At 55.3% G+C, this 20,439-nt stretch carries 19 protein-coding genes; 11 read left to right on the plus strand and 8 right to left on the minus strand.

Going from position 1 to position 20,439, the window contains the following annotated elements; translation table 11 throughout:
• Positions 1-77: 77 nt before the first annotated feature.
• Positions 78-395 (minus strand): Mo-dependent nitrogenase C-terminal domain-containing protein, encoded by a 318-nt coding sequence (locus E1H13_RS21330; RefSeq protein WP_169616464.1) that lies wholly within the window; start codon positions 393-395, stop codon positions 78-80.
• Positions 396-984: 589 nt separating this feature from the next.
• A complete protein-coding gene (locus E1H13_RS21335; RefSeq protein ID WP_169616462.1) occupies positions 985-1,362 on the minus strand; it encodes a hypothetical protein in 378 nt (125 codons plus the stop codon).
• Between the two features lie 342 nt (positions 1,363-1,704).
• Here E1H13_RS21335 and E1H13_RS21340 point away from each other — a divergent pair, with 342 nt between their 5' ends.
• The 7 genes from E1H13_RS21340 (at position 1,705) to thiO (ending at position 10,470) form a co-directional block, all read left to right on the plus strand.
• A complete protein-coding gene (locus E1H13_RS21340; protein WP_169616466.1) occupies positions 1,705-3,072 on the plus strand; it encodes an aminopeptidase P family protein in 1,368 nt (455 codons plus the stop codon).
• Positions 3,073-3,538: 466 nt separating this feature from the next.
• Positions 3,539-4,300 (plus strand): response regulator transcription factor, encoded by a 762-nt coding sequence (locus E1H13_RS21345; protein ID WP_169616468.1) that lies wholly within the window; start codon positions 3,539-3,541, stop codon positions 4,298-4,300.
• Positions 4,301-4,604: 304 nt separating this feature from the next.
• Positions 4,605-5,297: a response regulator transcription factor gene (locus E1H13_RS21350; RefSeq protein ID WP_169616470.1), complete on the plus strand. Its 693-nt coding sequence runs from the start codon at positions 4,605-4,607 to the stop codon at positions 5,295-5,297.
• A gap of 538 nt (positions 5,298-5,835) precedes the next feature.
• Positions 5,836-7,074 carry a Zn-dependent hydrolase gene (locus E1H13_RS21355; protein ID WP_169616472.1) on the plus strand — a complete coding sequence of 413 codons (1,239 nt, stop codon included), beginning with the start codon at positions 5,836-5,838 and terminating at the stop codon, positions 7,072-7,074.
• A gap of 257 nt (positions 7,075-7,331) precedes the next feature.
• Positions 7,332-7,838: a hypothetical protein gene (locus E1H13_RS21360; protein ID WP_169616474.1), complete on the plus strand. Its 507-nt coding sequence runs from the start codon at positions 7,332-7,334 to the stop codon at positions 7,836-7,838.
• 90 nt (positions 7,839-7,928) lie between these two features.
• Positions 7,929-8,354 carry a hypothetical protein gene (locus tag E1H13_RS21365; RefSeq protein ID WP_169616476.1) on the plus strand — a complete coding sequence of 142 codons (426 nt, stop codon included), beginning with the start codon at positions 7,929-7,931 and terminating at the stop codon, positions 8,352-8,354.
• A 115-nt stretch (positions 8,355-8,469) separates the two neighbouring features.
• The gene (gene thiO, locus E1H13_RS28110; protein ID WP_169616478.1) at positions 8,470-10,470 is read left to right on the plus strand and encodes a glycine oxidase ThiO; all 2,001 of its coding nucleotides are present in this window, start codon (positions 8,470-8,472) and stop codon (positions 10,468-10,470) included.
• A gap of 10 nt (positions 10,471-10,480) precedes the next feature.
• Here thiO and E1H13_RS21375 read toward each other — a convergent pair whose 3' ends face one another.
• Together E1H13_RS21375 and trpD are read right to left on the minus strand one after the other, a co-directional pair.
• Complete coding sequence (locus tag E1H13_RS21375) at positions 10,481-10,681, minus strand: hypothetical protein (RefSeq protein ID WP_169616480.1); 201 nt, start codon at positions 10,679-10,681, stop codon at positions 10,481-10,483.
• A 4-nt stretch (positions 10,682-10,685) separates the two neighbouring features.
• The gene (trpD, locus tag E1H13_RS21380; RefSeq protein WP_169616521.1) at positions 10,686-11,747 is read right to left on the minus strand and encodes an anthranilate phosphoribosyltransferase; all 1,062 of its coding nucleotides are present in this window, start codon (positions 11,745-11,747) and stop codon (positions 10,686-10,688) included.
• A 367-nt stretch (positions 11,748-12,114) separates the two neighbouring features.
• On the opposite strand from trpD, the gene E1H13_RS21385 reads away from it, so the two are divergent.
• Complete coding sequence (locus tag E1H13_RS21385; RefSeq protein ID WP_169616481.1) at positions 12,115-12,612, plus strand: orange carotenoid protein N-terminal domain-containing protein; 498 nt, start codon at positions 12,115-12,117, stop codon at positions 12,610-12,612.
• Between the two features lie 150 nt (positions 12,613-12,762).
• Entirely contained in the window at positions 12,763-13,164 is a 402-nt protein-coding gene (locus E1H13_RS21390) for a nuclear transport factor 2 family protein (protein WP_169616483.1), read from the plus strand.
• Between the two features lie 3 nt (positions 13,165-13,167).
• Here E1H13_RS21390 and E1H13_RS21395 read toward each other — a convergent pair whose 3' ends face one another.
• Positions 13,168-13,614, minus strand: coding sequence for a hypothetical protein (locus tag E1H13_RS21395; RefSeq protein WP_169616485.1), 447 nt, complete (start codon positions 13,612-13,614; stop codon positions 13,168-13,170).
• 286 nt (positions 13,615-13,900) lie between these two features.
• Here E1H13_RS21395 and E1H13_RS21400 point away from each other — a divergent pair, with 286 nt between their 5' ends.
• Positions 13,901-14,320, plus strand: coding sequence for an OsmC family protein (locus E1H13_RS21400; protein WP_169616486.1), 420 nt, complete (start codon positions 13,901-13,903; stop codon positions 14,318-14,320).
• Between the two features lie 133 nt (positions 14,321-14,453).
• Here E1H13_RS21400 and katG read toward each other — a convergent pair whose 3' ends face one another.
• Together katG and sulP are read right to left on the minus strand one after the other, a co-directional pair.
• On the minus strand, positions 14,454-16,700 hold the full coding sequence (katG, locus tag E1H13_RS21405) for a catalase/peroxidase HPI (RefSeq protein WP_169616488.1): 2,247 nt from the start codon (positions 16,698-16,700) through the stop codon (positions 14,454-14,456).
• Positions 16,701-17,040: 340 nt separating this feature from the next.
• Entirely contained in the window at positions 17,041-18,783 is a 1,743-nt protein-coding gene (sulP, locus tag E1H13_RS21410; protein WP_169616490.1) for a sulfate permease, read from the minus strand.
• A gap of 21 nt (positions 18,784-18,804) precedes the next feature.
• Between sulP and E1H13_RS21415 the strand changes: the two genes are divergently transcribed.
• Positions 18,805-18,951 carry a hypothetical protein gene (locus E1H13_RS21415; protein WP_169616492.1) on the plus strand — a complete coding sequence of 49 codons (147 nt, stop codon included), beginning with the start codon at positions 18,805-18,807 and terminating at the stop codon, positions 18,949-18,951.
• On the opposite strand, the gene E1H13_RS21420 is transcribed toward E1H13_RS21415, so the two are convergent.
• A complete protein-coding gene (locus tag E1H13_RS21420) occupies positions 18,909-20,411 on the minus strand; it encodes an arylsulfatase (RefSeq protein ID WP_169616494.1) in 1,503 nt (500 codons plus the stop codon). The genes E1H13_RS21415 and E1H13_RS21420 overlap by 43 nt on opposite strands.
• Between the last annotated feature and the right edge of the window lie 28 nt (positions 20,412-20,439).

The raw sequence follows: 20,439 nt of genomic DNA on the forward strand, positions 1-20,439 counted from the left end.
ACTGGCCTCCGTTTCATCACCTCTGAAAGTATGCCGTCTTAATTCCTAATGTGACACTTCAAAGGGCGGAATGTGGGCTAAATGTAGGCAGAGATATCTTCACCACACTCGTCCGCCAGGTAACATAGAGCCCGGAACCGCAGCTCCACCAGCTCGTTGTACAGCGGGTTGAGCTTACACAGGGGTGGGATGTGAGACACGACTCGGCCAAAGAACACCAAATCGCGCTCAAAAGGACATTGGGCAGGAATTAAAGTTGCCACTTTATGAGCCCGATTTGGAGTTTCAATGTGGAGCTGACTCAGCCACTGGCGTAAGGGTCGTAGCAAGTCTAGGTGAAAAGATTTTACAAGCCCTTTAAGGCTGGAGCGAGCTATAGATGAAACATGAATCATGACAAACCTCTTGCAAGCCGAACGGCTAAGCTTTGTTAGGAAACAGCCCTAGACGATAGCCTGGACAGAAACGCAATGATCAAACATCATGACGTCTCGACACAAACCCAGACCATTAGACTGGTGTAACTGTAGATTTCGACCTGGCCTTGTTATATATCTACAGCCTCAGCTAAGACTATTTCGTATCTAAGCTAAAGAATTCCCAAGCTGATCAGGTTAAGCATCAGCGAAGTCCGTTTTATCCTCTCTAAAGCTAACGTGAAGGTCAGCGGCAAAGTACTTAGAAAAGCTAGCTCAATGTCTTTTGAGATAACGATATCTCCGTAACTTCACTGAAGATCTTTTCTTATTTTTTTAATTTTGGCCGGAGTCAAGGTTAATTGTAGGGATAGTCATGACGCTTTTATAATTGGCTCGTACTACGTAATATGGGCAAAGGGCCTTGCCCGTGTAGGATGAGCCAAGGGCCTTGCCCGTGCCCATCAAAGCTATCGGTGAATGGGCACGCAAGCTTGCCCATCCTACGGGGATATTTTGTGATCCAGAAATCACTTTAATCGCCGATCTGTTTTTAGTGAGCCCGGCCTTAGTGAGCCCGGCGACGGCGATAGTCATCCAGATAAATCACATTGTTGGGTGGCTGAGAATCCGGGCTTGCAGGATGATCTGGGGATATACCAATAGATGGTGACTCGGTTGACGGCGAAGCGGCGAGTTCGCGATCGCAAGTTACCGGATTCAAAGGTGCTGCGCCAGGAGACATATCCCTGTCTATAGCCTGGCTGGACTGGTCGGGAATAAAGAGCTGGGTGAAGCGGACATTAAGCTCCGCATCAGGTCCCCAATCTTGTTGTCGGATCCAGCAGCGATCGCGATCGCATCGGATCACCAAAAAATCGGGAACGTGATCATCCTGCCCTTTCAACCGTACTTGTGACCCTGGCCGAATCGTCAAGGACGCCATAGTGCTGCCCCTAGTCAAGGTTAGCCAACGTTAGCTGAGGTAGTGTGCTCATTACATGCACCGTTAATAGTGTGCGTCAGTTTGTCTAGACATTAGGAAGACACCCTAGATAAACCCCACAGCGATACCAAGCCTAGGCGGTGATGCAGGCATGGAGCCCTGGGGAACTGACTCAGCACATGATCTAAAATAGTGCATGTGAACTGTTTCTAAAAGGGGATCTGAACAAAAACTTTATTATTGTTTTTATTGTAGTCAGCCTGCCCAGGCTATGGAGGATTTTTCTAAGGGTAGGTGAGGTAGGACAGCCAGATCGGTCACCAGTAGGCAGGGATAGCAGAGATGGCAACGTTGACAGAACTTAACCGGCAGCAGATTCTAGCCCAGCGACGACAACGTTTGGCTCACCAGTATCCAGGGGCGGTGGTGTTATGGTCTGGACAGCCGGTAGCCCGGAATTTCCCGGCCAATGTTTACCCCTTTCGAGCCAGTAGCCATTTTCTGTACTTTGCTGGCCAATCTCTTGTCAATACGGCAATTAAGTTAGACCAGGGGATAGCGACTCTATTTATGGATGATCCGGCCCCTGGGGCAGCCCTGTGGCATGGCCCCGTTTCCAGTCGGGATCAGGTGGCGGCCCAAATAAACGCCTCAGCGGCTTACCCTTTAGCTGTCTTGGCTCAACATTTACCAGAAGCCACGATGCTGCCAAATCAGGCAGGGTTATCGGGACAGTTGCCTGAGAACAATTTTGAAACCGATGGGGCGGCAGCCAATGCACTGGCTGCTGCGATCGCCACAGTTCGCCTCAGCCATGACGATCTGGCCCTACAACAAATCAAAACTGCGGCCAGTGTGTCCGTGCAGGCCCATGTCGCCGGGATGGCCGCAACGCCGACAGCGACCACCGCAGCCCAGGTGCGGGCCGCTATGGAGCAGGTAATTATTGGCCACAACATGACCTGCGCCTACAACAGCATCGTCACCATCCACGGCGAGGTCTTGCACAACGAGCAGTACCATTACCCCATCGCCCCTGGGGATTTGCTGCTGGCTGATGTCGGGGCCGAAGCGGTTAGTGGTTGGGCCTCAGACATTACCCGCACCTGGCCGGTGTCGGGGCAGTTCTCGCCCACCCAGCGGGCCATCTACAATGTGGTGCTGGCGGCCCATGATGCTTGCATTGCCGCCGCCAAACCCGGGGTAGAGTATCGCGATATTCACCTACTCGCCTGTCGGACCCTGGCGGCCGGCCTGGCTGACATCGGCCTGTTACGCGGCGACCCAGATAGCCTGGTGGAGCGGGATGTCCATGCCCTGTTCTTCCCCCATGGGGTGGGTCATTTGTTGGGGCTGGACGTGCATGATATGGAAGATTTGGGTGATGTGGCCGGTTATGCGCCGGGGCGATCGCGGAGTCCCCGCTTTGGGCTGAAATATCTGCGCCTCGACCGGCCGCTGGCGGCCAACATGGTGGTCACCATCGAACCCGGGTTCTACCAGGTGCCCGGCATCCTTCACCCCGCTCGCCAGTCTGGAGAATATGACGATGCCGTGAACTGGGCAAGGTTAGATCGATTTCAGGATGTACGCGGCATTCGCATTGAAGATGACGTGCAGATTACGGCTGAGGGCTGTACGGTATTGACGGCTGATTTACCCACCCAGGCGGATGCCATTGAAGCTCTAGTGCTGCCTGGCAGAAAGTAGAGCGGGATTCCCTTTCTCCTAAGAAACAAAACCTAATCGATGCCAAAACACCCTGATTGTCGCCAAACTGGAAACAGTTTTGTTTCTTCCACTTTGTGCTCACCCCAGCGGGGTTAGTGGGAAGCTGCCTTCTGCCTTGCTGTACTAGTGGTCTGTCAAGACTAAAAATTAGGGTAAGTGCTTTGCAAAAGTCCTTTGATCTTCAGAGAGGTTGTTTCAACACATCAGGACTTACCATCCCCTCCCACGGAGGGGTGCCCGGAGGGCGGGGTGGGTTCTTCGGGCTTGCTTGACCCACCCCTACCCCTCCAAAGGAGGGGATTTCGGACCTTGATGCCAACAAATCTCTACATCTGTAACTCTAAATTCAAGACTTGACGCTGCCCTAGGACCCCTCAAGCTGAGGAAGCTGATCAAGCAGGGAAGTCGGCTGCTATGATTTGAACATAGTCTTTAACCATTGTGTATGAGTGCTGTGGATATTGCGCTACAAGACCAGCCAAATGTGCGGGTTGGCCTAGGACGAATTTTGGTTGTTGAAGACGAAGAATTAATTCGAGAAACGGTTTCTCTCGGGTTGGCCGAAGAGGGGTTCGACATCCTGATTGCCGAAGATGGACTCTCAGCCTTAGATATGCTGGGAGGGACCGCTGCGTCTAGTCGCCAGAAGCGCTTACCCATTGACTTGGTCATCCTAGACTTGATGCTGCCTGGGATGAATGGTCTAGACCTCTGTCGATTACTACGCCATCAAGGCATCGACGTCCCCATTTTAATTTTGAGTGCTAAGGGCACTGAAACCGATCGGGTTGTTGGTCTAGAAATTGGGGCCGACGATTATCTGACTAAACCGTTTGGTATGCGTGAGTTGGTGGCCCGATGTCGGGCCTTACTGCGACGACAGCAGAGCAAAACCAACCTCAAACAGGAACAGGCACTCACCTTTGAAGACATCACCTTACACCCCCAGGAATGTCGAGTTTTTCTGAAAGGGGCTGAGGTCAACCTGTCTCCTAAGGAGTTCCGGATCTTGGAACTGTTTATGAGTCAGCCGCGCCGGGTCTGGTCACGGGATCAAATTATTGATCAAGTATGGGGCCACGACTTTATGGGTGACAACAAAACAGTGGATGTCCATATTCGTTGGATTCGGGAAAAGCTAGAAGCCGATCCTAGTCAGCCAACTTACCTGAAAACGGTGCGAGGGTTTGGCTATCGCTTAGGGTAAGTGAGCATAGCACAGCAAAGCTTGGTTTGTGGGCAAAAATAGGAAAAGACATCAAAGTTAAACACTATGGTGTCGCCCACTCCTATCAGGTTTAACTTCAGCAACAAATAATAGTGGCGACTTGATTCTTCCCTTACCCTATAAGGTAGGAGTCGTTGGATAACTAGACTCTTGGCAAGTGTGCTTGGAGAGATAGGTAAGAGACATAGAGCATCTTGGTCGTGTGTTTTGAGTGTAAGTTCCAATCAACCTCCTCTGGAACTAGAACAGAGCGAGGGGTCGGGGCTAGACTAGGTACATAATTATGCCGTTGACAATTTTGATTGCAGAAGACGATGAAGGTACTCGTCTTTCAATCTGTGATTATCTTGAACTGGAGGGCTATTCGGTTGTTATGGCAACCGATGGCAAGATGGCCTTGCAGCAAGTTTTCGATTATCAACCTCAGTTGGTGATTACTGACGTGGGTATGCCCCAATTGGACGGGTACGCCCTAGTACAGGGAGTCCGTCAGCATCCAGCCTTTCGGCTAATGCCAGTGATTTTCTTAACGGCCCACAACCAAATGCAGGACCGTATTAAGGGGTATCAGATGGGCTGCGACGCCTACTTACCAAAGCCCTTCGAGCTGCAAGAGTTGGGGGCTGTGGTGCGGAATTTGCTGGAGCGATCGCAGTTAATGCAGTCTACTTGGATCCAGCAGGTAGCTCTAAATACAGCCCAGCAGCGAGCCCTAGAGCTAGAATCTGGTGGTCCCAGTCAGCCCCCTCCTAGCCCCATCGTTCCCCTCGTCGATCTGTCCTCTGACCTGACCTCCCGCGAACAGGATGTGCTGGCCCTATTGTCCGATGGCTTGTCTAATGCCCAAATCGGCGATCGCTTATTTCTCAGCCCTAGAACGGTAGAGAAATACGTCAGCAGCTTACTGCGCAAAACAGACACCAGTAATCGCTCAGAACTACTGCGATTCGCCATTAGTCACCACTGGGTGAGCTAGGGTCGCTCTACGATCAGGCTCAACTCGGGTTCTGGCGTTTCCCCAGTCAGAGCGTCATGTCTAAAGCATCGGTACAGTATTGCAAGATCCCAGGGTTCTTGGGCTGATTGGCAACGATTTTTGGGCATCCAGGGACAGAACCCTCCTAAGAAACACGGCTCCGATCGTAGGGTGGGCTCTGCCCACCAACCCCAGGAACCGCCGTCACCAGGTTTCTTCCTGCTCTATCGAAGGGCACCGCCGTTAGTCAACTGCTGGGATCTGAACCGGCGTTCTAGTGGGCTGTCAAAGTGTGGCCATATACCGCCAGGGGGCTATGGCAAAGCCGTGACTTCGCAAGAGACATTCTCCACGAGTAGCAGTCTCTCCTAGACTGTATACAATGGACTGTATACAGTGCCGTAGGCACTATGATGATTAATTAAGATTTGCTTAATTAAACTAAGTCCAGATCGAGCTTTGGATTTGTCCCGCAGGCAGAGTCCTAGGTCTGGACTTAGATTTGGTTTGATTTCCACCTCACCCCCGATAGAATCCTATGACTTTGCTGCAAACTCTGAGCATCAATGGTAAGCGTCTGAACCAAAGCCTAGATGACTTGGCTCAAATCGGTCAGCTCGACAATGGCGGTATTTGTCGCCTTGCCTTTAGTTCCCAAGACTTGCAAGGGCGAGAACTGGTCCGTCGCTGGATGCTGGAAGCGGGTCTTGAGGTAAGATTCGACGCCGCTGGCAACATGATTGGGCGACGTCAGGGTAAAACTCATGGTCCCGCCCTAGCCACCGGGTCACACATTGATACAGTTCCCTGCGGCGGCAAATTTGACGGCACCCTAGGGGTGCTAGCAGGGCTAGAAATTGCTCGCACCTTGCAAGAAAACAACGTCGAGCTAGACCATCCCTACGAGGTGATTGTCTTTGCCGACGAAGAAGACACCATGATTGGTAGCCGTGCCATGGCTGGCACCGCCTCCCTGGACGCCGCTGACTACCATCGCAAGGATGGTCGCCCCATTGATCAGTGCGTGAACCAGGCTGGGGGGAATTGGGCTCAGTTATTTAAGGCTCGCCGCACCCGCCAAGATATCTGTGCCTTTATAGAACTCCATGTGGAGCAAGGGGGAGTACTGGAAATGGCTCAGACCCAAATTGGTGTCGTTCAAGGGGTGGTAGGCTTGCAGCGCTACCAAATCCACATCACTGGCCGTCCTAACCATGCTGGCACCACGCCGATGGATCAACGGCAAGATGCCCTGGTGGCCGCAGCCCAGGTGGTACTCGCTGTGAATCGATTGGCGACCAACCCGCCTGGGGCGCGGGTGGCCACTGTCGGTGCTTTGCAGGTGTGGCCCAACGCCGCCAATATTGTGCCGGGTAAGGTGCAGGCGAGCCTGGATGTCCGGGATTTAAGCCAGGTGGTGATTGATACCCTGGTCAGCGACCTGCGTGCCGAACTTGATGCGATCGCCCGAGCCACCCACACCACAATCGAAGTAGTCCCTCAGCTGAATGTGGCCCCCAGTCCAGCGGCAGACCATATTCAAGAGATTGTGGCGGAAGCCAGCCGCAGCCTGGGGTTAAGTCATAGGCCTATGCCTAGTCGAGCTGGCCATGATGCCTTAGAAATGGGGCGCTTTACCGATATGGGTATGATTTTCGTGCCGAGTGAAGGCGGATTTAGCCATTCGGAAGTGGAATACACCACCCCCGAAGAATGCACCCAAGGGGCTAATGTGCTGCTAGAAACCCTACTGCGACTAGATCGCTACTACCGATAGGGGCTAGGACCAAGCCTAGGGAATAGGGCTGTAGGAGTGAGTGGGGAGATAGGGAGTGATGGAGTAAGGGCAGACTGATGGGCCTGCCCTGGCGGGTAACTAAGAGGGCGCTATAGCCTCATGCCGCCATCTGGCCCCTTTGCTGTGATCGAAATCACACTCACCACGGCCTAAGCTCACTAAAGCCTTAGGCCAAGGGTCACCACCCTGAGTTAACCATCACGGGATAGTAATGGGGTCGAATCAACCCTCCTGCCATGGCTGACCTGCTTTTACTCCCGACCCCATCTGCCTGCCCATGCCCCCTTCCCCCTTGGCAGCAGCGTTGCCTAACTCACCTAGCCCATATAGCTACTGCTGCAGGGGCCGTTCTGGGTTTATGGGCCACCGCCCAGGGGGCTGTTGGCAGTTCACCGTTCCTGCCCGATGGCACCTATCTCTATGGTGAATCGCCCGTAGCCAATACCATTGGTATCACTTACCTCGTATTTGAAGTGCAAAATAGCAGACTGACTGGCGGTCTCTATCAACCTTCTTCTTCCTTTGACTGCGTTCGCGGGACGGTCGATCATCAAGCCCTGAACTTGACGGTGGTTGATGCCTATGACCAGAGCGAGTGGCCGCATCAGGTGGCGTTGAACCGGAATAGCACAGCCCTGGCCACGACCTCAGGGGGGGCAGTGCAAACCCAAGTCCAGGGGATGTATCGACTGCCACAATTATCTCCCCTGGATCATCACATTTTGGCCACCTGTACCCAGTAGGTTGGGTGATTTTTGTCTTGTCACGGTAATTCATGTGCCAAGTACGGGCTCCTGAGCGATGATAGAACCAGAGTATGCAGGAGAGCGGTGATGAATCGCTATGTGATCGGCGGGATTTTGGCCACCCTAGTTATGGCCATTGCCTCTGGGCTGGGGCCGATCGGCTTTGGCGAGGCCAATGATCGGAGTCCGAGGGCGTCTACCCCTGAACAGGAGGCCCTCGGCACTCGGCCTATCGAACGGGCTGGGCAAATTGTGCAACGTCAAAGTCAGGCGAATAATGCGGCTGTGCCCATAACCCCAGACAGTGCCTTGACAGATCCGCAGGACATTTTTTCAGATCTGGCAGAGCCGACCATTAGCCCAGCCCCCAATAATGTGATTCCTCAAACGGGGGCTGACACGACAGCCTCTGGGTTTGGTGATATTTCCCCGGTTCAGCCTGACTTGGTACGGCCTGGGGTAACAGCCCCTTCAGACGATAGCGACTTAGACGCCATTCCAGCCCTATGGTAAGTGGCCTAAAATAACACTGGGGTAGTAATTGGGGTAGTGGCTAGGGCTCAGGTAGGTGCCCTGCGGCTATGACGTTTCTGCTAGCCCGTGGACAGTAGCCAATGAGCGTGATTGAATGACACAGCAGGGGACTGATGTCCTGATCGTAGGGGGTGGGATTATTGGGCTGGCGATCGCCCTAGAACTCCGCCAACAGGGGGCCACGGTAACCATCCTCAGTAAAGATTTCGCCGCTGCTGCTAGTCATGCGGCGGCGGGCATGCTGGCTCCCCGGGCGGAGGGGCTATCCCCTGGCCCCATGTTGGATTTGTGCCTGGCCAGCTTAGCCCTATATCCTGACTGGGTGGCCAAGCTAGAAGCGCTGACCGGGCAATCAGTGGGCTACTGGCCCTGTGGCATTTTGGCCCCCCGGCAGCATCCCCCGGCCGATTGGTCAACCGCCAGTGGCCAATGGCTAAACGCTGAAACCTTAGGGTGGTACCAGCCTGGGTTAGGCGATCACGTCGTTGGCGCTGACTGGTATCCAGAGGAAGGTCAAGTCAATAATCAAGCGCTAGTGCAAGCCTTACGTAGTGCCGTGACGGATCTTGGCGTCACCCTATACGAAGGGGTAGGGGCTACCGCAATACGCCAACACCAGGGGCGGATTGAGCGGGTGTGCACAGCCCAAGCCGGTGACTTTGCAGCTGACCATGTGGTTTTGGCGACTGGTGCTTGGAGCCACGACCTGCTGCCGTTGCCAGTGTTTCCCACGAAAGGGGAGATGGCCAGCCTGCGGGTGCCCCCAGGCTATGGCACACTCCAACCCCTGCAACGGGTAATCTTTGGGGCAGATACCTACATTGTGCCGCGCCAGGATGGACGGATTATCTTGGGTGCCACCAGTCAGAATGTGGGCTTTACCCCTGGCAATACCGCCAGAGGTGTGCATCACCTGCTGGCTCGGGCGACAGCCCTGTTGCCGCTATTGGCCGATTTTTGCTTGGAGCAAACCTGGTGGGGCTACCGCCCTGCTACCCCCGACCAATGGCCCATTTTGGGGCCTGGCCCGGCCCGTAACCTGACGCTGGCCACTGGCCACTACCGCAATGGCATCTTGCTCACTCCCATGACGGCTCGGTTAATTGCGCAGTCGGTTCTCCATGGCCCAGATCAACAACTGGCTCCCTTCTCTTGGCAACGGTTCCACCATCCGCCCACCGCTGCCCCGGTACCGCCAACGGCTTATCCCACTGTTCCTTCACTGACCACACCCCCTATGACCTTGACTCACTCTACTGCGATCGCAGCTGCCAATGCCGACGCCACCCGTGTTGATCCAGGACTGACCATTGCTGGCCGAGGGTTTAAGTCGCGATTGATGACCGGGACTGGCAAGTACAGCAATTTTGAGATCATGCGCGAGAGTATTGCCGCCAGTGGCTGTGAGATTGTGACGGTGGCTGTACGCCGGGTGCAGACTGCCGCTCCGGGCCATGAGGGGCTGGCCGAAGCCTTAGACTGGTCACAGCTGTGGATGTTACCTAACACAGCGGGGTGTAAAACGGCGGGCGAAGCGATTCGGGTCGCCCGTCTGGGGCGAGAAATGGCTAAGTTGCTAGGTCAAGAAGACAATAACTTCGTCAAACTTGAGGTGATCCCGGATACGAAGTACCTGCTGCCCGACCCCATTGGCACCCTGGAAGCGGCAGAGCAATTGGTCAAAGAAGGGTTTGTAGTGCTGCCTTACATCAACGCTGACCCCTTACTGGCCAAGCGGCTGGAAGAAGTAGGCTGTGCCACGGTAATGCCCTTGGGGTCGCCCATTGGTTCCGGGCAGGGGATTCGCAACAGCGCCAATATTCAAATCATCATTGAAAATGCCTCCGTGCCAGTGGTGGTGGATGCCGGTATTGGCACTCCCAGCGAAGCTGCTGCTGCCATGGAAATGGGGGCAGACGCCCTGCTGATCAATACCGCGATCGCCAAAGCGGCCGATCCGATCGCCATGGGGCGGGCGATGGGGTTAGCGACAACCGCTGGGCGGTTGGCCTACCGAGCTGGGCGAATTCCAGTGCAGGGGGTAGCCAGTGCGAGTTCCCCGTTAACCGGCCGAGTGACGGAATCCAGCAGCTAAAGCATGGGCTTTAATCCAAAATCTTGACCCGCCCGGTTTGGATGGCATCGAAGAGACGGTTAATTTGTCGCCGCTCCTGTTCGTCTACCACGCCATCGGCCAAGACCAGGGCTGATAGCGCTCGGTACTGCGCTTGGGAAATGCAGCGGTCTCGAATACAGCAATCCACCATTTGGGTGAGCGGACAGTCAGACGGAGGTGGGGGCAGCATAGGGTTAATCGTGCAGATAGGCCACCAGTGCCTGAAGCTTATCCCAGGCGGCACCGCTAGCTAAAATCTCTTGGGCCAGGGTAATCCCTTGGGTCACGGCAGCGTCTAGGGTAGGACCGTTGACCTTCTGGCCCACCTTTAAAGCCAGGGCCGCATTCAGAGCCACCACATCCCGTTGGGCCTGGGTGCCTTTCCCCTGAAGGACAGCGGTCAAAATGGAGGTGTTTTCGTCAATGTCGCCGCCGCGCAGGGCACTCAGGGGAGCCGAAACCAAGCCTAAAGCCTGGGGATCTAAGGCCATGCTGCTGACCTGGCCCGCCTCTACCATCGATAGATCGGTTTTATCCCCCAACCCAGCTTCGTCCAGTTTTTCGCGCCCATGGAGCACAATCGCCTGGGGAATACCCAACTGATTTAAGGCCCCAGCCATAGCTGGAATGACCGCCGGATCATACACCCCAATCACCTGGCCGGTGGGCTGCAAAGGATTGACCAACGGGCCTAGCAGATTAAACACTGTGCGCACCTTCAGGGTGCTGCGCAGCGGCCCTACGGCTTTCATGGCCGGGTGCCACCCCCGGGCAAACAAGAAGGTAATGCCCACATCATCTAAGGCCGATGTCACCTGGGCCGGGTCGGCCCCTAGATTGACCCCCAGGGCTTCGAGCACATCCGCCGATCCGACCTTGCTGGAGGCAGAGCGGTTACCATGCTTGGCGACCCGAATGCCTGCCGCTGCCGCCACAAAGGCTACAGCAGTAGAGATATTGAACGTTTGGGCCCCGTCGCCACCTGTGCCACAGGTGTCGATACAGGGGGTACTATGGCTGATTTTGCTGGCTCCACCGAGGGATTGCCCCTGGAGGACCCGAGCCATACCGGCCAACTCATCTGCGGATACCCCTTTAGATTGAATAGCGGCCAGCAAAGCCCCTGATACAACGTCAGGAATACGCTCACTCAGCCACCCGTGCATCAGCGCTTCAGCCTGGTCTTGGTTTAAAGACTCGTGGGCAATCAAACGCTGGAGGAGAGCAGACCAGTCTTGGGTATCAGGGGCAGCCATAGGTTGAGTCACAGTTTCCACAGGGAGCAATTTCAAGGGTTATCCATCAATCTATCAGACCTTTTGCCCCAGATCGGGATGGCCGACGCTGCCATCCAGCCCAGCGGGGGCAGACAGTGCCTTCCTTTTTTTGTTACAACCAAAAAGTAAGTAACTATACTCATATTTCTCACCAAAGGCCCACCAAAGGCCTGGATCGTCTCATTCCCAGAGAGGTCAAGCCTGATACCAGACCGTAACATCCGGAACATTGAAAGAACCCCACCATGCACATAAGTTTTACGAATGGTCAAATCCTAAACATTTTGTAATTTTTTGTTACATTGAGATTGTGAAGGCAATTGTTTATTAATTTTTTGGAGGTCCTATGACCTACGCACTTACCACTCCTCAGACCGTATCCACTGGGCTAGTGTCTCCGGTTGCTGATGCGATCGCAGCCTTCCAGGGTTTGACCACCGACGAGCAGCTGGGTCTGCTCTGGGTGATTTACGAAAATATGGGTCGCTCGATTACCCCTGCTGCACCTGGGGCTGCTCGCCTACAATTTGCTGAAGGGCTGCTGACCCAGGTTAAAGCGATGGAACCGCAAGATCAGCTACAGTTCATGCGCGACCTGGCTGAAAAGAAAAACACTCCCCTAACTCGCTCCTATGGGGTGTTGACCAACAATACTAAGCTGGCCTTCTGGTACCAGTTGGCTGAAGCCATGCAGGCTGGCACGGTGATTCCTGTGCCCCGCTATTACAAGCTGAGCGATGCCGGTCAACGGGTGTTCGGGCAAATTTCTACGCTCGACTTCAACCAGCAGATTACTGTGCTGCGGCAAACCGTAGTGTCTATGGGTGTCGATCCCTTAGCCTAGAAACATGTCTAGGGAATCTACTTCCCTAGTTTTAGGCACCTAGTGTGGCTATGAAATGGGCAGCGTCAAGTCGCGTTCTACGGTATGCCAGCGCCTAGATGTTGGCTTGCCTGCCCATGACCAATTTGGAGACGATAGTTGGACATTAAAATGCCCCTTGCAGCTAATCATCTGCTTGCTGACCTCAGTCATGCCACAGCAGAGCGCTACTTTGACCGCTTCAACGCCCAAGACTTTAATGCTGTTGCGGCTTTGTTCAGTGAGCAAGGAGTTCTAATTCCCCCCTTTGAAGCGGGAATTGTTGGCCCTGAGGCGATCGCTCAGTATCTGAAAGCAGAAGCGACGGGGATGCAAGCTGTGCCTGTAAGTAGTGAAGCATCCCCTTGTGACCAGGGTGGACAGCAACTGGTGACCCAAGGGCGAGTCAAGACCCCTTTATTTACAGTCAATGTGCGCTGGACCTTTGCTATGTCAGCCGCTGGCACCATCGACAGAGCTGAAATCAAGCTGTTGGCGTCGCTGCAAGAGTTGCTGCAATTTAACCGGGGGTAGTGCTTAAGCCGCCTTCATGGCTGCAGGTTGGCCCCAAGCCAAACTCAACAGGGAGCGACCCAGGCTCAGGTGCTGGGGGGCACACTGCCAGTCGGGGTGGGCCGTCATCAGCAATGATTCCATAGATTCGCGATCGAACAGATGCCAAACTGGCGCTACAGCAGAGGAATCAGCGATCGCATAGCAATTTTCAGCCACGCAGTGGATTGTCATCCCTTCCCCAAGTTCTGTGGGTAGGGTCAATTCTTCACCGATGGTTAGGCGTCGGAAGTTACGGATTGACTGCCGAAATGCCTCAAAATCTTTGGCATGCAACCCAGGCAGTACCCCGACACGACGTTGATCCCCGTTTACATAGATCCAGTAGCGGCGAAGTGGGTCTATCCCCTTCAGCCAGGGAGATTCATCATCTAGGCGATAACGCGGTGCTAGAGAGAATTCTGAAAACATTGCTGTAAAAAAATGGTTTTTACTATTTACCTAGAATCACGCAGGTAGTCTGGATCACACAATTCAGTGCAACAAAAGTATAGATAAAGTGATGAATAGGTTAACTTTTATTAATAGCAAACGGAGAATAATCTGAGTATCACCCTCAGTCAAAGCTTGGCCGATGCCATTCAGATGATTTGTTGAGAAGGTTATCATTACCCACTGGACTGGGCCATGGGGGAACGTATGATTGAAAACATACGAAATTTCATGACCCAACAGCACTCAGGCCAGGGAGGACATTATGGCTATTCGCACCTCATCCGCAGAGTGGAAAGGAACGCTCCAAGACGGGGGCGGTACGATGAAACTCGGCAGTGGTGGCTACGAAGGCCCCTTTACCTTTAAGTCGCGCTTCGAATCAGGCTCCGGTACCAATCCCGAAGAATTAATCGGGGCCGCCCATGCGGGCTGTTTTTCCATGTTTCTATCGGCACTACTCACCGAGGCCGGCTTTACCCCCACCCGGGTAGCAACCACGGCGAAAGTGCATTTGGGCGAGGGGCCGACCATTACACTGATTGAGCTAAACACCCAGGCTGAAGTGCCGGGCCTAGCAGAGGCTGAATTTAAGCAGCATGCCGAGGCGGCTAAACAGGATTGCCCAGTATCCAAGGCGTTAGCAGGCCCCGACATTAAATTAGAGGCCACCCTGGTCGAATGAACCTGGCCAGCAAGGCTACAAGTCCAGCCGTGATTGACCGCCCCCCTTAGCCCTTACCCCAAACCCCTCGCCCAAAGCTGGGCGAGGGGCTTTGAATCTGTAGGCCTTGTAGTCTCAACCTGGAGAATCGGTATTAGGCCAGGTCAAAGCGATCCAGGTTCATCACTTTGTCCCAGGCGGCGACAAAGTCACGCACAAACTTGGGTTGTGCGTCGTTACATCCGTAGACTTCCGCCAGGGCTCGCAGTTGAGAGTTCGATCCAAAGATCAGATCGACCCGGGTGCCCGTCCACTTCAGGTCGCCGGTTTTGCGGTCACGGCCCTCAAACTCATCCTTGGCATCGGAGGTCGCCTTCCAGGCTGTATTAAAGTCCAGCAGATTGACGAAGAAGTCATTGGTCAGGGTCTCGGGGCGCTGGGTGAAGACACCGTGCTGGGTGCCACCAAAGTTGGTATTCAGTACCCGCATGCCACCGATCAGCACTGTCATTTCAGGGGCACTTAGGGTGAGCAATTGGGCCCGATCCACCAGCAACTCTTCCGCCGATAAGCTGTGATTACCCGTTTTGAGGTAATTGCGGAACCCGTCGGCTTTGGGTTCTAGAGGCGCGAACGATTCCACGTCGGTTTGCTCCTGGGTGGCATCGGTGCGCCCTGGTTGGAAGGGCACTGTAACGTCATAGCCAGCATGCTTGGCCGCTTGTTCTACCCCAGCGCAGCCGCCCAGCACAATCAGATCTGCCAGGGAAACCTGTTTCCCGCCCGACTGAGATTGGTTGAGGGCCTTCTGAATGCCACCCAAAATGCCGCCCGACTGGGATTTGTTGAACTCTTGCTGGATACCCTCCAGGGTTTTCAGCACGGTTGCCAGTTGAGCGGGTTGATTCACCTCCCAATCTTTTTGGGGGGCCAGACGAATGCGCGCCCCATTGGCCCCCCCGCGCATATCAGAGCCCCGGAAAGTGGAGGCCGACGCCCAGGCTGTGGAGACCAGTTGAGATACCGACAAGCCTGAGGCCAGAATTTTGGCCTTCAGGTCCGTAATATCCTGCTCGTCAATCAGGGCGTGGGTGACCGGGGGCACTGGATCTTGCCACAGAAAGTCCTCTTCGGGTACTTCTGGGCCTAGGTAACGATCGCGGGGGCCCATGTCGCGATGGGTCAGCTTGAACCAGGCTTTAGCAAACGCCAGGTCCAGTTCCTCAGGGTGTTCCATAAACCGGCGGGCAATGGGCTCATAGATCGGGTCCATCTTCATGGCCATGTCCGCTGTGGTCATCATCGGTGCATGGCGCTTGGAGGGATCGTGGGCATCGGGTACAGTGTCTGCACCGGCTCCGTCCTTGGGTTGCCACTGATAGGCCCCCGCTGGGCTTTTCACCACCTCCCACTCATAGCCAAACAGGTTTTCCAGGTAGTTGTTGTCCCATTTCACCGGATTGGTGGTCCAGGCTCCTTCGATGCCGCTGGTGGTGGTATGGGCACCGATACCAGTCCCGAAGCTGTTACGCCAGCCCAGGCCCTGGTCTTCGATGCTGGCCCCCTCGGGTTCAGGACCGACCAGGGCAGCATCCCCCGCCCCATGGCATTTGCCGAAGGTGTGGCCACCGATGGTGAGAGCCACGGTCTCCTCGTCATTCATCGCCATGCGGCCAAAAGTTTCGCGAATATCCTGGCCCGCCCCAACCGGATCAGGATTGCCATTAGGGCCTTCTGGATTCACATAGATCAGCCCCATTTGGACCGCAGCCAGGGGGTTTTCCAGCTCGCGATCGCCGGTATAACGCTTATCCCCCAGCCATTCGCCCTCAGAGCCCCAGTAAATATCTTCTTCTGGCTCCCAAATGTCGGCGCGTCCACCAGCAAAGCCTAAGGTTTTGAACCCCATAGACTCCAGAGCGCAGTTACCTGCCAGGATCATGAGATCGGCCCAGGAGATTTTTTCACCATACTTCTGTTTGATCGGCCACAGCAGCAGGCGGGCTTTATCAAGGTTGGCGTTATCGGGCCAGCTGTTGATCGGTGCAAATCGCTGGTTGCCAGTGCCGCCGCCACCCCGCCCATCACCAATGCGGTAGGTGCCAGCACTGTGCCAGGCCATGCGGATGAACAGCGGCCCATAGTGGCCATAGTCAGCGGGCCACCAGTCCTGGGAGGTGGTCATCAGCTCGAACAGGTCTGCCTTCAAGGCCGCAAAGTCGAGGCTCTTAAACGCCTCAGCATAGTTAAACGACTCCCCCATGGGATTGGCCCGGGGTGAATGTTGGTGGAGAATATCCAGATTTAATTGATTCGGCCACCAATCTCGGTTAGACGTGCCATGGCCAGCCGCAGCTCTTTGGATTCCGCCCATAAAGGGGCATTTGCTTTCGCCGCTCATAGTCTCTCCTATCGAGTGTCGCAATATGGGTTTCTGGTTGTAGGGCTTTTTCTTGTTGTTGTACTAGAAGTACTGTTGATAAATAACATTTTGACAATTATTGACCCAAGTAATGAAGCATGAAGCGATAAGGCCAATAATCGATGAGAAATGTATAAGCAATTTCACAATTCGACAATCAATTTTATAGTTTGACAAACCTCATATCCCAAGTTCAGCTCGGAGGCTGGAGTTTTCTTCCCACAGACAGAACTTCAGGTCTGGGCTGGGATTTGGTTTAGAGGGGATTGAGTGAGGTGGGGGAGTGGGGGAGACCTGGGTGTCTGCCCTGGCGGGCAACTTATGGGGCTAGACCGCCTGGGGTGGGGGGCTGCGATCGCTGCCACTGGTCAATCACCGCCGGAATGCTCTGGTGGGGGCCGAGGGGGCCAAAGGTCTCCGCTAGCCCGGCCTGGCGCAGCAGATCGCGCACCTGGCCATCGGCGTGGGCCAGGGTCAGGGTGGTGCCCCGGTTCCCCAGGTCGTCGTGCAGTTCCTTCAGCATGTCGGCGGCGGCCAGGTCGATGCGGGGCGACGAGGCCAGGTCAAACACCAGCAGCCCCGGCGGCGGGGTCTGGTTGTCCACCAGGCGCAGCACTTCAGCCTCAATGGTGGGAGCGTTGGCGTAGAACAGTCCGGCGTCGACGCGGTACACCAGCACCCCAGGAATCTGTTCGTTTTCGGGGTGGCGGGCTACATCGCTGAAGACGTCGGAGCCAGGGATTTTGCCGAGCACGGCGGTGTGGGGGTAGGTGGCGCGGGCCACCAGCACCAGCAGTGACAGCACCACCCCCAGCAGTACCCCCTCCAACATGCCAAACAGCAGCACCCCAAACAGCGCCACCATGGCAATCCGAAACTCAGACCGACTGGCCCCAAACAGCCGCCGCAGCTCCTTGGCGTCAAACAGCCCCTTCACCGCCACCAGCACCACCGCCCCCAAAATCGGCTCGGGCAGGTTGGTAAACAGCCCGGTTAAAAACAGCAGCACCAACACCAAAATCAGCGACGACATCGCCCCCGCCAGGGGAGTTTGGGCACCGCTGTTGTCGTTTACCGCCGATCGCGACATGCTGCCCCCCACCGCAAAGGCCGACCCCAACCCGCAGAGCAGGTTGGTCGCCCCCAGGGCCAGCAGTTCCTGGTTGGCGTCGATGGGGTAGCTGTGCCGTTTGGCAAAGGTGCGCACCATGCCCATGCCCTCGACGTAGGCCAGCAAAAACACCGCCAGCGCCCCCGGCAACAGCGCCGAGACATCGGCCAGGCTGACGCTGGGCAGGGCAAACTGGGGCAGGCCCCGGGGAATTTCGCCCGTGATTTCAATGCCCAGATCGCCCAGCCCGGTAAAGCTGATCAGGGCGATGGACAGCAGCACCACTAGCAGCGCCGCCGGCAGTTTGGGCAACCACTCCTCCGCCAGCAACAGCACCGCCACCCCAGCCAGGCCCAGCAGCAGGGAGGGCAGGTGGGTTTCCCCCAGGCGGGCGGACAGGTAGGCGATGCGCTCAAAAAATTCGCCTCTGGCCCCGTGGATGCCCAGTAGCTTGCCCAACTGGGTGGAGGCGATGTAGATCGCGGCTCCGGCGGAAAACCCGGTCAGCACCGACTCGGAAATGAAGTTCACCAGAAAGCCCAGGCGAAACACCCAGGCGGCGATCGCAATCGCCCCCACCAGCAGCGCCATCAGCGCCGCCAGGGCCGCGTAGCGGGCGGGGTCGGTCTCGCCGGTAAGCCCTGCCAGCCCCGCCGCCACCAGAATAGACAGGGCCGAGGTGGGGCCCACAGCCAGCTGGCGCGAGGTGCCAAACAGGGCGTAGGCCAGCGGGGCCAGCAGCCCGGCGTAGAGGCCCACCTGGGGCGGCAGCCCGGCCAGGGTGGCGTAGGCCATTCCCTCCGGAATGGCAAAGGCGGAGAGGGTCACCGCCGCCAGCAGCTCTGGCCCCAGCCAGCTCGGGTTGTAGGCGGGCAGCCATTGGGCGATGGGCAGCACATGCCGCAGCCCTCGGGGAGTATAGGTCTGGGGGGTTTGGGTTAAATTTGCCATCTAAAATACCTGTTGCCAATCATGTTGGACACCCACCACCGTCCAGCCCCGCTGCAGGGCCACGGCAAGCGCATTCTCGGCGATCGCCCTTATTCAGAGAGCGATCGCCGAGATGAACCGTTGCCTCAGGTGCTGACCAGTCCCGTCTCTAACCTCTCCATCACCTGATCGATGCTGAAGCTAGCCGCTTTCTGACGCGGTGGGTAAGCCTCAAACGTCTCTAAAAACTGAGCAACGTAGGCCTGGGCTGGAACTGCTACAAAGGTGTGCTCAAAGACCCAGTCATAGTAGGTATTGGATGTGATATCGGCACGCTCATAGGGGTCAGTCAACAAATTAAATAATTTAGGAGACCGCAGCAACACAAACGGTTCTGTCCAAATTTGCAGTGTTCCCGCTACCCGTTGTTCCGCAAATACAATCTTCCAGTTGCCATATCGCAGCCCAGTTAGGTCGCCATCATCTGAGAAATAGAAGAACTCTAAACGCGGACTCTGATCAGTTTTACCTGTCCAGTAGTCCAGCATGTTGTAGCCATCGAGGTGAACTTTGAAGTTTTTGTTGCCCACTTGGTGCCCGTCTAGCAGCTTTTGCTTAATATCGGGTTCTCCGGCGGCGGCTAGCAGGGTGGGCAACCAGTCGAGGTGACTGACAATGCCATTACACACTGAACCTGCCTCAATTTTGCCGGGCCAGCGCACCATTGCCGGAATACGGTAAGCTCCTTCCCAGTTAGAGTTTTTCTCATTGCGGAAGGGGGTCATGCCTGAGTCGGGCCAAGTGTTCATGTGAGGACCATTGTCGGTGCTGTACATGACGATCGTGTCGTCGCTCAGTCCCAGTTCATCCAGGTAATTCAGCAGTTCTCCCACAATGTTGTCATGGTCGATCATGGTGTCGTGGTATTCCGACTGCCAGCGTCCTGCCTGCCCCTTACTCTCTGGCTTACAGTGGGTGCGGTAGTGCATGTGGGTGGTATTGAACCAGATAAAAAATGGCTCATTCACATTGGTAGCATCGCCAATAAAGCGTTTGGTTTCAACCAACACCTCATCGTCGATCGTTTCCATCCGTTTTTTGGTCAACGGCCCTGTATCTTCAATCCGCTGCCCACCGTTACCATCTGCCCAGCAGTGCAGCACTCCGCGAGGTCCAAATCGCTCTTTAAATTTAGGAAATTCCTCTGGTGTGGGGTAGTCAGGATGCTCTGGTTCTTCTTCGGCGTTCAGGTGATAGAGATTGCCGAAGAACTCATCAAAACCATGTACGGTTGGCAGATGTTCGTCGCGATCGCCAAAGTGGTTTTTGCCAAACTGCCCGGTTCGATAGCCCAACGGCTTTAACAGCTCCGCAGTGCTTGGATCTTCCGCCCTTAAACCAATCGGTGCACCGGGCATCCCGACTTTGCTCAAACCTGTGCGGAACACGCTTTGCCCAGTAATAAAGGCAGCCCTCCCCGCCGTACAGCTTTGCTCACCGTAGTAGTGAATAAACCGCATTCCTTCCTTGGCAATGCGATCGATGTTGGGTGTGCGATAGCCCATCAGTCCATCGCTATAGCAGCTTAGATTGCTGATACCGATGTCGTCTCCCCAAATGATCAGGATATTAGGTTTACCATTCGGCATGATTTTAATCTCCTTAGTTAATTGATTT

The sequence above is a fragment of the Nodosilinea sp. P-1105 genome (assembly GCF_012911975.1).
In the GTDB taxonomy this organism is placed as follows: Bacteria; Cyanobacteriota; Cyanobacteriia; order Phormidesmidales; family Phormidesmidaceae; genus Nodosilinea.

What these genes read in the sequence shown, in the direction of transcription:
- E1H13_RS21340 (WP_169616466.1), top strand. Translation starts at nt 1,705, where the DNA reads ATGGCAACGTTGACAGAACTTAACCGGCAGCAGATTCTAGCCCAGCGA.
- E1H13_RS21395 (WP_169616485.1), bottom strand. Translation starts at nt 13,614, where the DNA reads ATGTTTTCAGAATTCTCTCTAGCACCGCGTTATCGCCTAGATGATGAA.
- katG (WP_169616488.1), bottom strand. Translation starts at nt 16,700, where the DNA reads ATGAGCGGCGAAAGCAAATGCCCCTTTATGGGCGGAATCCAAAGAGCT.
- E1H13_RS21330 (WP_169616464.1), bottom strand. Translation starts at nt 395, where the DNA reads ATGATTCATGTTTCATCTATAGCTCGCTCCAGCCTTAAAGGGCTTGTA.
- E1H13_RS21360 (WP_169616474.1), top strand. Translation starts at nt 7,332, where the DNA reads ATGGCTGACCTGCTTTTACTCCCGACCCCATCTGCCTGCCCATGCCCC.
- E1H13_RS21400 (WP_169616486.1), top strand. Translation starts at nt 13,901, where the DNA reads ATGGCTATTCGCACCTCATCCGCAGAGTGGAAAGGAACGCTCCAAGAC.
- thiO (WP_169616478.1), top strand. Translation starts at nt 8,470, where the DNA reads ATGACACAGCAGGGGACTGATGTCCTGATCGTAGGGGGTGGGATTATT.
- E1H13_RS21335 (WP_169616462.1), bottom strand. Translation starts at nt 1,362, where the DNA reads ATGGCGTCCTTGACGATTCGGCCAGGGTCACAAGTACGGTTGAAAGGG.
- E1H13_RS21375 (WP_169616480.1), bottom strand. Translation starts at nt 10,681, where the DNA reads ATGCTGCCCCCACCTCCGTCTGACTGTCCGCTCACCCAAATGGTGGAT.
- E1H13_RS21350 (WP_169616470.1), top strand. Translation starts at nt 4,605, where the DNA reads ATGCCGTTGACAATTTTGATTGCAGAAGACGATGAAGGTACTCGTCTT.
- E1H13_RS21420 (WP_169616494.1), bottom strand. Translation starts at nt 20,411, where the DNA reads ATGCCGAATGGTAAACCTAATATCCTGATCATTTGGGGAGACGACATC.
- E1H13_RS21345 (WP_169616468.1), top strand. Translation starts at nt 3,539, where the DNA reads ATGAGTGCTGTGGATATTGCGCTACAAGACCAGCCAAATGTGCGGGTT.
- trpD (WP_169616521.1), bottom strand. Translation starts at nt 11,747, where the DNA reads ATGGCTGCCCCTGATACCCAAGACTGGTCTGCTCTCCTCCAGCGTTTG.
- E1H13_RS21365 (WP_169616476.1), top strand. Translation starts at nt 7,929, where the DNA reads ATGAATCGCTATGTGATCGGCGGGATTTTGGCCACCCTAGTTATGGCC.
- E1H13_RS21355 (WP_169616472.1), top strand. Translation starts at nt 5,836, where the DNA reads ATGACTTTGCTGCAAACTCTGAGCATCAATGGTAAGCGTCTGAACCAA.
- E1H13_RS21415 (WP_169616492.1), top strand. Translation starts at nt 18,805, where the DNA reads ATGTTGGACACCCACCACCGTCCAGCCCCGCTGCAGGGCCACGGCAAG.
- E1H13_RS21385 (WP_169616481.1), top strand. Translation starts at nt 12,115, where the DNA reads ATGACCTACGCACTTACCACTCCTCAGACCGTATCCACTGGGCTAGTG.
- E1H13_RS21390 (WP_169616483.1), top strand. Translation starts at nt 12,763, where the DNA reads ATGCCCCTTGCAGCTAATCATCTGCTTGCTGACCTCAGTCATGCCACA.
- sulP (WP_169616490.1), bottom strand. Translation starts at nt 18,783, where the DNA reads ATGGCAAATTTAACCCAAACCCCCCAGACCTATACTCCCCGAGGGCTG.